The organism is Stenotrophomonas sp. TWI1409 (assembly GCF_039673015.1).
Classification (GTDB): domain Bacteria; phylum Pseudomonadota; class Gammaproteobacteria; order Xanthomonadales; family Xanthomonadaceae; genus Stenotrophomonas; species Stenotrophomonas maltophilia_A.
Genome location: NZ_JBDJKU010000043.1, coordinates 25,427 through 35,000 on the forward strand (window position 1 = coordinate 25,427; position 9,574 = coordinate 35,000).

The 9,574-nt window shown below is 65.4% G+C and carries 8 protein-coding genes and 2 rRNA genes (1 of these 10 only partly in view); 4 read left to right on the forward strand and 6 right to left on the reverse strand.

Annotated features, from left to right (window positions below; all coding sequences use genetic code 11):
- Positions 1 to 29 precede the first annotated feature (29 nt).
- The gene (locus ABE423_RS14315) at positions 30 to 941 is read left to right on the forward strand and encodes a BPSS1780 family membrane protein (RefSeq protein WP_043399673.1); all 912 of its coding nucleotides are present in this window, start codon (positions 30 to 32) and stop codon (positions 939 to 941) included.
- 86 nt (positions 942 to 1,027) lie between these two features.
- Here the strand turns inward: ABE423_RS14315 and tatC are convergent, their stop codons facing one another.
- The 4 genes from tatC to ABE423_RS14335 all read right to left on the reverse strand — a co-directional run bounded on the left by tatC (position 1,028) and on the right by ABE423_RS14335 (position 3,483).
- Positions 1,028 to 1,777, reverse strand: a complete 750-nt coding sequence (tatC, locus tag ABE423_RS14320) for a twin-arginine translocase subunit TatC (RefSeq protein WP_032128455.1) — start codon at positions 1,775 to 1,777, stop codon at positions 1,028 to 1,030.
- Complete coding sequence (tatB, locus tag ABE423_RS14325) at positions 1,774 to 2,271, reverse strand: Sec-independent protein translocase protein TatB (RefSeq protein ID WP_346486493.1); 498 nt, start codon at positions 2,269 to 2,271, stop codon at positions 1,774 to 1,776. The genes tatC and tatB overlap by 4 nt, the downstream gene beginning before the upstream one ends.
- Before the next feature lie 15 nt (positions 2,272 to 2,286).
- Entirely contained in the window at positions 2,287 to 2,514 is a 228-nt protein-coding gene (gene tatA, locus ABE423_RS14330; protein ID WP_032128453.1) for a Sec-independent protein translocase subunit TatA, read from the reverse strand.
- Between the two features lie 75 nt (positions 2,515 to 2,589).
- Positions 2,590 to 3,483: a YSC84-related protein gene (locus tag ABE423_RS14335; RefSeq protein ID WP_346486495.1), complete on the reverse strand. Its 894-nt coding sequence runs from the start codon at positions 3,481 to 3,483 to the stop codon at positions 2,590 to 2,592.
- Positions 3,484 to 3,648: 165 nt separating this feature from the next.
- Here ABE423_RS14335 and hemH point away from each other — a divergent pair, with 165 nt between their 5' ends.
- From hemH to ABE423_RS14350, 3 genes are all read left to right on the forward strand, one after another.
- Entirely contained in the window at positions 3,649 to 4,611 is a 963-nt protein-coding gene (hemH, locus tag ABE423_RS14340; protein WP_032128451.1) for a ferrochelatase, read from the forward strand.
- Complete coding sequence (locus tag ABE423_RS14345) at positions 4,608 to 5,462, forward strand: alpha/beta hydrolase (RefSeq protein WP_346486497.1); 855 nt, start codon at positions 4,608 to 4,610, stop codon at positions 5,460 to 5,462. Before hemH ends, ABE423_RS14345 begins: the two co-directional genes overlap by 4 nt.
- 290 nt (positions 5,463 to 5,752) lie before the next feature.
- A complete protein-coding gene (locus ABE423_RS14350) occupies positions 5,753 to 7,858 on the forward strand; it encodes a methyl-accepting chemotaxis protein (RefSeq protein ID WP_346486499.1) in 2,106 nt (701 codons plus the stop codon).
- A 364-nt stretch (positions 7,859 to 8,222) separates the two neighbouring features.
- Here the strand turns inward: ABE423_RS14350 and rrf are convergent.
- Both rrf and ABE423_RS14360 read right to left on the reverse strand, forming a co-directional pair.
- Positions 8,223 to 8,337, reverse strand: a 5S ribosomal RNA gene (rrf, locus tag ABE423_RS14355).
- A gap of 127 nt (positions 8,338 to 8,464) precedes the next feature.
- A 23S ribosomal RNA gene (locus ABE423_RS14360) occupies positions 8,465 to 9,574 on the reverse strand; it runs 1,770 nt beyond the window's last position.

Genomic DNA, 9,574 nt, shown 5'->3' on the forward strand with positions numbered 1-9,574 from the left:
CGGCCCCCTCCTGTCCTTCCCGGATGTCCATGAAAGAGATTCGCAAGCTGCCGGCCTCGGCGGGCGCCCAGTGGTTGCTGGATACGTTCTCCCTGTACCGGCGTGCGCCGCTGCAGCTGGCCCGGATCGGCCTGACCTGGCTGCTGGTGAGCTGGGTGGTGACCCTGCTGTCGACCTTGATTCCCGGCGCCGCCGGCATGGCAGTACAGCTCATGACCCTGGCCATTTCGCCGATCATGTTCGGCGGCATGCTGTATGCCGTGGGCGAGATCGACGAAGGCCGCCCGGGCCTGGCCTCGCACCTGCTGCAGCCGATCCGCGACCACCGCGTCAGCCACCTGCTGGTGCCGCTGGCGATCCAGGTGCTGGCGGTCCTGCTGCTGGGCGCGCTGTTGTTCATGATGATCGGCCGCGAGGGCTTCACCGCCTTCAGCGAGGTCATGACCAAGATGGAAGAGATCAGCCGCAGTGGCCAGCAGATCAAGCCGGATGATGCGGCCGCGCTGGTCGCCAACCTGCCGGCCAAGCGCATCGCGCTGTGGATGCTGCTGGTGTTCCTGAGCGCGGTGGCGCTGTCGCTGGCGATGTTCACCCAGCCGGCGCTGGTGGTGTTCGACAAGCAGAGCGGCATGCATGCGCTGCGCCTGAGCCTGCAGGGCTGCATCGAGAACATCGGCGCGATGTTCGTGTTCGCCGCGCTCGGCCTGATCGCCGCGTTCTGCATGTACATCCTGTTCGTGATCGTGATCCAGATCGCGATGCTGATCGGTGGCCCGCTGGCTGCGGCCTTCATCGCCCAGCTGGTGCTGACCACGGTGCTGATGCCGCTGTATGTCGGCGCGGTCTACGCCGCGTGGAAGCAGATGTTCGTGCATCGCGGCAGCCGCGCGGCCCCACCGATCCCGACCACGCCGACCTCAAGCGACGTGTTCCACGCCTGACGGAAAAAGGGGACGGAGGGGATTAAGTCGTTTATGCCCAGTGTGTGCAGCTAACGACTTAATCCCCTCCGTCCCCTTTTTTTCTTTCAGGCGGCGGGTTTCTTCACTACCGACGACGGCACCAGCCAGCGTGCGGCGTGGATGCCCAGCTCGTAGAGCAGGCACATCGGAATCGCCAACATCAGCTGCGAGACCACGTCCGGCGGGGTCAGCACTGCGGCCACCACGAAGATGCCGACGATCGCGTAGCCACGGCCTTCCTTGAACTGCTGCGGCGTCACCCAGCCCAGCAGCACCAGGATCACCATCGCCACCGGCAGTTCGAAGCTGCCGCCGAAGGCAAAGAAGATCGCCAGCACGAAATCCAGGTAGGCGTTCGCATCCGGAGTGATCGCGATCACGTCCGGGCTGAAGGTGGTCAGGAAGTGGAACACCGCCGGCAGCACCAGGAAGTAGGCAAAGGCACAGCCGGCGTAGAACAGCAGCACCGACGACACCAGCAACGGCACCGCCAGGCGCTTCTCGCGCGCATACAGGCCCGGGGCAACGAACGCCCACAGCTGGTACAGCAGCCACGGCACCGCCACGAACAGGGCCACGAAGAAAGTCAGCTTCAGCGGGGCGAAGAACGCACCGGCCGGGTTGGTGGCGATCATCGTCTGCCCGTTCGGCAGCTGCGAGACCAGCGGTTCGGCCAGCGCGTTGTAGAGCTTCTGGGTAAACGGCAGCAGCGCCAGCAGCACCACGCCCAGGCCCAGCAATGCGCGCACCAGGCGGCCGCGCAGTTCCACCAGATGTTCGACCAGCGAGCTTTCGCCGAAATCCTGTTCACTCATGGATGACGCTCCGTGCTCTGCGTCGGCGGCGTCGGGCCGGCTTCAGGGGACGTGGCAGGAACGGCCCCTGAAGAAACAGCGCCTTCCGTAGCAGCCGTGGTCGAAACCGGCCCGCCATCCTGTGCCGGCGCTTCGGTCTCGGCCGGCTGGCTCAAATGTGGCGGCAGATCGGCCTGTGCGGGTGTACGCACCTCCTGCGCCAGCGTATCGCCCTGCTGCTGGGCCTCCTGCGCTTCGCGACGGATCGCTTCACCGCTGGCGCGCAGCTGGTTCTCGGTGTCCTGCATGCCCTGGCGCACGTCCTGCATCTGCCGCTTGATGTCCTCGGCCTGCAGTTCGCGCTCCAGTTCCTGTTTCACCGAATCCCACTGATTACGGGCACGTCGCACCCACAGGCCGGCGAAGCGGGCCGCCTTGGGCAGGCGCTCGGGACCGAGCACCACCAGGGCGACCACTGCAATCACCAGCAGCTCGCTGAAGCCGATATCAAACACCGCGACCGCTCCGGATCAGCGAGCGTTACGGTCGTGCTCGTCCTGCGCGGCGCGCGAGGCGTCCTGACTGCGCGATTCATCGCCCAGCTGCGCGTTCGGCTTGTCCTCGTCGCGCATGCCCTTCTTGAATTCCTTGACCGCCGAACCGAGATCCTTGGCGCCACTGGTCAGGCGCTTGGTGCCGAACACCAGCAGGACGATGGCCAGCACGACCAACCAATGCCAGATGCTGAAACTGCCCATAAAGACGCTCGTTACGTTAGTGATCAGGCTGTCGAGCATAGCGCACCGGGTGTTAGCCGGCGCGCGTGACGAAAGTCAGTTTCCGCCCAGCGTTTCCGTGCGGATTTCGCCGTCGTTGACCGGCTGGAAGCCCTGCTGCTGCGGCGGCGGGTTCTGCGGCACGTTCTGCAGCGGTGCGGTGGTGGCTTCGGGCGGGGCGGCCGGCGCTGCCTGAACAGGCGCCGGAGCAACCGCCGGGGCCGCTGCCGGACGCGGCGCGTTACCGCCGTTGCCGCTGCGGTTGTTACGCGCGGCGTAGGTGGCCTCTTCCAGGCGGTCGCGGAACGTGACCACATCCATCGACGGCGAACCGGCCGCGCGGCCTTCGAAGATCATGCGCGGCGTGGTGTTGCTGCCGTAGGCGTCCAGATTGGCGGCATCGTCGATCTGCAGCACCGCACCATCCAGGGCGACACCGGCGAACAGGCCGCGGGCGCGCGACCAGGACCAGATTTCGGCCTTCAGCTGACCGTCGGTGGCGGCGGCGGCATTGCGGCCGACCGGGCCGGCGGCGACACCCGCATCGGCGCCCAGCGTGAACTTGCCGTTGACCAGGTTGTCCAGGCTACGGTCGTTGCGGAACACCAGCACCACATCGGAGGACTGCACGCCGGCCTGGAAGCCGATGCTGCCGCCGGTGAGCTTCACGAACACCGGATTGGACCAGGCACCGTTGGGCATGCGCACGGACATCAGGCCGTGGCCACGACGACCGCCAATGACCAGACCGGCTTTGATCGTGTCGGGAATGACGATGACCGCGCGGCCTTCGTCGAGCAATTTGTCCGGAATGCCCTGTTCAGGGATTTCCTGGATTTCAGCCAGCACGCGCACGGCATTGCGGGCACGCTGGTCTTCCTGCGGTCCGGCCATGGCCTGGCTGGACAGCAGGCTGGCGGCGATCAGCAGGGCTTGGATCGGGCGACGCATGGCAGGCTCCAGAAGTCAGTCCATAGGAAGATATAGCAAGTGACTGAAATTAGTAGTGTTGTCATGAATCCCCAATGAGCGTTCCCTGCTCACATTGATGCGCGCTATGCCTGCAATCCGAACCCTGCATCCCGGCGCGGCACCGGATCGGCGACAATACCGCTCATGCTCGACGCACCCGATACCGCCGTGCTGGCGGTCAACCTAGGCACGCCCGAGACGCCGACGGCCCCCGCCGTACGCCGTTACCTGGCTGAATTCCTGTCCGACCCCCGCGTGGTCTCGATCCCGGCACTGCTGTGGCAGCCGTTGCTGCGCGGACTGATCCTGCCGCTGCGCAGCAGCCGTTCAGCGGCCAAGTACGCCCAGGTCTGGCTGCCGGAGGGCTCTCCGCTGATGGTGCATACGCGCCAGCTGGCGCAGGCCATGCAAGCGCTGTTGCCGACCCTGACGGTGCGCCATGCAATGCGCTATGGCGAACCGGCGCTGGCCAGCGAACTCGACCGGCTGGCGGCCGACGGTGCGCGCCGCATCGTGGTGCTGCCGCTGTACCCGCAGTACTCCACCACCACCACCGCCTCGGTCGAAGACCGCGTCGATGCCTGGCAGCGCCGCAATCCGGGCGTGACCGTGAGCCTGGTACGCGACTATTCGGTCGATCCGGGCTGGGTCGACGCCGTTGCCGGCTCGATCCGCCGCTACTGGGAACAGCATGGTCGTGGCCAGAAACTGATGTTCTCCTTCCACGGCATTCCGCAGCGCCTGGCCGATGCCGGCGATCCGTATCCGCAGCGCTGCGAGGCCAGTGCGCAGGCCATCGCCAAGGCGCTGGAGCTGGGCAGGGACGACTGGCAGATGGGCTATCAGTCGCGCTTCGGCCGCGAGCGCTGGCTGCAGCCGTATGCCGAGCCCAGCCTGTGGGCGCTGGCCGAATCCGGCGTGAAGCAGATCGACGTGGTGTGTCCGGGCTTCGCCACCGACTGTCTGGAGACGCTGGAAGAAGTGGCACTGGGCTTCACCGAAACACTGGCCGAGCGCGGCGCGACGATGCGCTACATCCCCTGCCTCAACGCCGAACCGGAGCACGCGCGTGCGCTGGCACGGCTGGCCGTGGCGTCACTGGCATGAGCCTGCAGCCGTTTGAACTCGAGGTCGGTGGCGCGCGCGTCGCCGGCCTGCGCAACTACGGTGATGGCCCGCGCGTGCTGGCCCTGCATGGCTGGCTCGACAACGCGGCCAGCTTCGTGCCGCTGGCGCCGCACCTGTCGTCGTTGCAGCTGGTGGCCATCGACCTGCCCGGCCACGGCCACAGCGCGCATCTGCCGGCCGGTGCCAGCTACACCACGGCCGCCGCCATCTGTCACGTACTCGACGTCGCCGACGCGCTGGGCTGGGACCGTTTCAGCCTGCTTGGCCATTCGATGGGCGCCGGCATCGCCAGCCTCACCGCCTCGGTCAGCGACCGTGTCGAACGGCTGGTGGCGATCGAAGCACTCGGCGGCCTGCGTGGTCCTGAGGAAGAAACCGCCAACCGCCTGCGCAAGCATGTGAATGCCACACGCGCACTGGCACGCAAGCAGCTGCGCGTGTTCCCCGACCTCGCCGCGCCGATCCGCGCGCGGATGATGACCAACCAGCTCAGCGAGCGCTGTGCACGGCTGCTGGTCGAGCGCGGCGTGGAGCCGGTCGAAGGTGGTTACCGCTGGTGCAGCGACCCGCGCCTGATGCTGCCCACTGCGATCCGCCTCAGCGAAGGCCAGATCGACAACCTGCTGCAGGCCATCGCCTGCCCGACGCAGGTGATCTACGCCACACCGGCGCAGCCGTACTATCCCGAGCCGATGCGCAGCGATCGCCTGCAGCACCTGCGCGATGGCCGTCTGGCGGTGTTTGCCGGCAACCATCACCTGCACATGGAAGACCCGGAACAGATCGCGGGCGTGATCCTGCACTTCTTCAGCAACGGCAACGCCGGCTGAGCAAACGTATCCGCGCGCTTCACTCCGCGCGTTTGCGGCCGATACATCAGTTGCGGGCCCCTGCGTCCGCAGCACGCAGGTCCGGTCGGGCCTGCGGCGTGTGTCTGGTTCTGCAAGGAAGTCCGCATGCCCGCTCTGCTGCACCGTCACCCACAGGACGTGGCCACGGTGTCCCGTCTCCGCGTCGCTGATCGCGCCGCATTCCCCGAGTTCCCGGCTCGCGCCCTGCTCACGCACTCCTGCGTGCGCCGCGGCGTGGCTGTTGTCGTTTGCTGATCCAGGAGTCGCCGATGTCCGTTGCATCCTCCCGTCCCCCCGATACCGCCCGCATGCCGCATCTGCAGCAGCTCGCGCGCCGCGCTGACCGTCGACTGCTGATCGGCAGCGCGGCGTTGGCTGTGGCTGGCCTCGTGCTGGCCCTGCGTGGGCCCCACGTACCGGGCGCTGCGTTGGCCGCGGCCGCCGTACTGCCCGCCCTCTGGCTGGCCGGTCCACAGGCGGGCCGGGCCGTCGCCCGCAATGGCCTGGCATTGCTGTTGTCGCTGCAGCTGGCCTTGTTGTGCGCGATCGTCAGCCTGTCACCGGCATTGCCGATTGCGCTGTTGCTGGGCGTGCTGCTCAGCCACCGCGATCGCCTGCCGGTATGGCTGGCCGGTGGTGTTGGCACCCTCGCCCTGCTGGTACCGCTGCTGCACGGCGCAGCCGTGGGACCGACGTTGCTGCAGGCGGGCCTGTTCGCCAGCCTGACCGTGTTCCTCGGCCAGGTCGCGCTGCGCCTGCGGCAGCAGACCGAGGCACTTGGCCACGGCCCACGCCGCCTGGCGGCACTGGCGCGCGATATCGCGACGGGCACCGATCTGAGCGCACATGCGGATACCGCGGCCTATGCACCCGGTTCGCTGGCCCATGCGCTGGCCGATACCGCCCGCCACGTGCAGGCGCAGCGTGGGCGCGAGGCTGACGCGCATGCCGAGAATGCGCAGATCCGCCAGGCGCTGGATGCCTCGCGCACCGCGATGATGATTGCCGACAACGACCACGTGATCCGCTACGTGAACCGCTCGGTGGTGGCCCTGCTGCGCAACCAGCAGGCAACACTGCGCCAGGCCTTCCCCGACTTCGATGCCGAGCGCCTGGTCGGCAGCAGCATCCACCGCTTCCACGCCAACCCGGATCGCATCCGCGCGATCCTCAACGGCCTGCAGGTCACCCACAACGGCAAGGTGCAGATCGGCCCCGTGCACTTCGCGCAGGTAGTCACCCCGGTGTTCGATGCGCAGGGCGCGCGCCTGGGCTTCGCCGTGGAATGGCATGACCGCACCCATGAACTCGCGCTGGAAAACGCCGTGGCCGGCATCGTCGCAGCGGCTGCGGCCGGTGATCTCGACCAGCGCCTGCAGGCCACTGAAGGTGCCAGTTTCCTCGATGGGCTGACCGGTGGCATCAACCAGCTGCTCGATACGCTCGGCAGCACCGTCAACGAAGTGCGGCAGATGCTCTCGGCACTGGCCAATGGCGATCTGGACCGGCGCATGCACGGCGAGTATCACGGCGCTTTCGCTGCCATCCAGCGCGATGCGAATGCCACGGCCGGTCAGTTGGCACGCATGGTCGGTCGCATCCAGGAATGTGCGGCGTCGATCAGTACCGCCGCCAGCGAGATTGCCGCCGGCAACGGCGCGTTGTCCGAGCGCAGCGAGCGCCAGGCCGCGCACCTGCAGGAGACCGCAGCATCGATGGAGGAACTCACCGCCACCGTGCGCCAGAACGCCGCCCATGCGCGTGAGGCCAGTGCGTTGGCAGCTTCCACGCAGAGCGCTGCCAGTGACGGCAACACGGCCATGCAGCGGGTGGTGAATACCATGCAGGCCATCGAAGGTGCTTCGAAGCGGATCGGCGACATCACCGGCGTCATCGACGGCATTGCCTTCCAGACCAATATCCTGGCCTTGAACGCAGCCGTGGAGGCGGCACGCGCCGGCGAACAGGGCCGAGGCTTCGCGGTCGTGGCCAGCGAGGTGCGGGTACTGGCGCAGCGCTCTGCGGCGGCGGCCCAGGAGATCAAGAAGCTGATCGACGAAGCCGGCCGCCAGGTGGGTGAGGGTGCCCAGCTGGTAGCTGACGCCGGCCAACGCATGCAGGGCATTGTTGGCGGCGTGGAGGATGTCAGCCACCTGATGCGCGAGATTTCCGCGGCGTCGCAGGAGCAGTCGATCGGCATTGAGCAGATCAACCAGACCGTGGTGCAGATGGATCAGGCCACGCAGCAGAATGCGGCGCTGGTGGAAGAAGCCACCGCCGCCGCACGCGAGCTGCAGATCCAAGCCGGCACACTGACCGAAGCGGTTTCGGTGTTCCGCCAGCAGGAACCGAACGAGGTCTCGCAGGCCGCCTGATCCGGGCCTTCAGTTCGATCCTGATCAAGACGGCGCCCGCAGGGCGCCGTCTTTTTGTTGCGTAGGCCTTGCTGCCAGTAGCTGCCAACCTTGGTTGGCGCCGCGGTTCCTCACGGAGGGCATCCACGCATGGCGTGGATCTACTGGTAATGCCGGCCGCTGGCCGGCAATCACAGCGACGCGCACTGTCTGGCCTGCTGCCGGGGTTGGCACCGATCTTTGCAGGGACAGCCCATCCACGCACGGCGTGGATCTACCGGCCGCTGTGCAGCCACGGCAGGGCCGGCCAGCGGCCGGCACTACCCGCATTTCGTGCGCACAAAGAAAAACCCCGCTGCGTAAGCAGCGGGGTTTTGGGTGTAAACCCTGGCGATGACCTACTCTCGCATGGCTTGAGCCACACTACCATCGGCGCAGCTGCGTTTCACTTCCGAGTTCGGGATGGGATCGGGTGGTTCCACAGCGCTAATTTCACCAGGGAGGCGGTTGGAGCGTCGCCATCCGATACAGCTGGATAAGGCGCCTGCCTCTCGTAGTTCTTGTGACGTAGCGTGCACTTGGATGCTCTTACGACGTTGTCGTAAAGCCAAGGCAACTTGAGGTTATATGGTCAAGCCTCTCGGATCATTAGTATCAGTTAGCTCAATACATTGCTGTACTTACACACCTGACCTATCAACCACGTAGTCTACATGGTTCCTTCAGGGGGCTTGTGCCCCGGGAGATCTCATCTTGAGGCGCGCTTCCCGCTTAGATGCTTTCAGCGGTTATCGCTTCCGAACATAGCTACCCGGCAATGCCACTGGCGTGACAACCGGAACACCAGAGGTTCGTCCACTCCGGTCCTCTCGTACTAGGAGCAGCCCCTCTCAAATCTCCAACGCCCATGGCAGATAGGGACCGAACTGTCTCACGACGTTCTGAACCCAGCTCGCGTACCACTTTAAATGGCGAACAGCCATACCCTTGGGACCGACTACAGCCCCAGGATGTGATGAGCCGACATCGAGGTGCCAAACACCGCCGTCGATATGAACTCTTGGGCGGTATCAGCCTGTTATCCCCGGAGTACCTTTTATCCGTTGAGCGATGGCCCTTCCATACAGAACCACCGGATCACTAAGTCCTAGTTTCCTACCTGCTTGATCCGTCGATCTTGCAGTCAAGCACGCTTATGCCTTTGCACACAGTGCGCGATGTCCGACCGCGCTGAGCGTACCTTCGAGCTCCTCCGTTACTCTTTAGGAGGAGACCGCCCCAGTCAAACTACCCACCATACACGGTCCCCGACCCAGATAATGGGCCCAGGTTAGAACGTCAAGCACGACAGGGTGGTATTTCAAGGATGGCTCCACTGCAGCTAGCGCCACAGTTTCATAGCCTCCCACCTATCCTACACAGACGAACTCAACGTTCAGTGTAAAGCTATAGTAAAGGTTCACGGGGTCTTTCCGTCTTGCCACGGGAACGCTGCATCTTCACAGCGATTTCAATTTCACTGAGTCTCGGGTGGAGACAGCGCCGCTGTCGTTACGCCATTCGTGCAGGTCGGAACTTACCCGACAAGGAATTTCGCTACCTTAGGACCGTTATAGTTACGGCCGCCGTTTACTGGGGCTTCGATCAAGAGCTTCGCCTTGCGGCTGACCCCATCAATTAACCTTCCAGCACCGGGCAGGCGTCACACCCTATACGTCCACTTTCGTGTTTGCAGAG

Coding starts and splice junctions, on each gene's coding strand:
- ABE423_RS14335 (WP_346486495.1), bottom strand. CDS start 3,483: ATGCGTCGCCCGATCCAAGCCCTGCTGATCGCCGCCAGCCTGCTGTCC.
- ABE423_RS14345 (WP_346486497.1), top strand. CDS start 4,608: ATGAGCCTGCAGCCGTTTGAACTCGAGGTCGGTGGCGCGCGCGTCGCC.
- ABE423_RS14315 (WP_043399673.1), top strand. CDS start 30: ATGAAAGAGATTCGCAAGCTGCCGGCCTCGGCGGGCGCCCAGTGGTTG.
- hemH (WP_032128451.1), top strand. CDS start 3,649: ATGCTCGACGCACCCGATACCGCCGTGCTGGCGGTCAACCTAGGCACG.
- tatA (WP_032128453.1), bottom strand. CDS start 2,514: ATGGGCAGTTTCAGCATCTGGCATTGGTTGGTCGTGCTGGCCATCGTC.
- ABE423_RS14350 (WP_346486499.1), top strand. CDS start 5,753: ATGTCCGTTGCATCCTCCCGTCCCCCCGATACCGCCCGCATGCCGCAT.
- tatC (WP_032128455.1), bottom strand. CDS start 1,777: ATGAGTGAACAGGATTTCGGCGAAAGCTCGCTGGTCGAACATCTGGTG.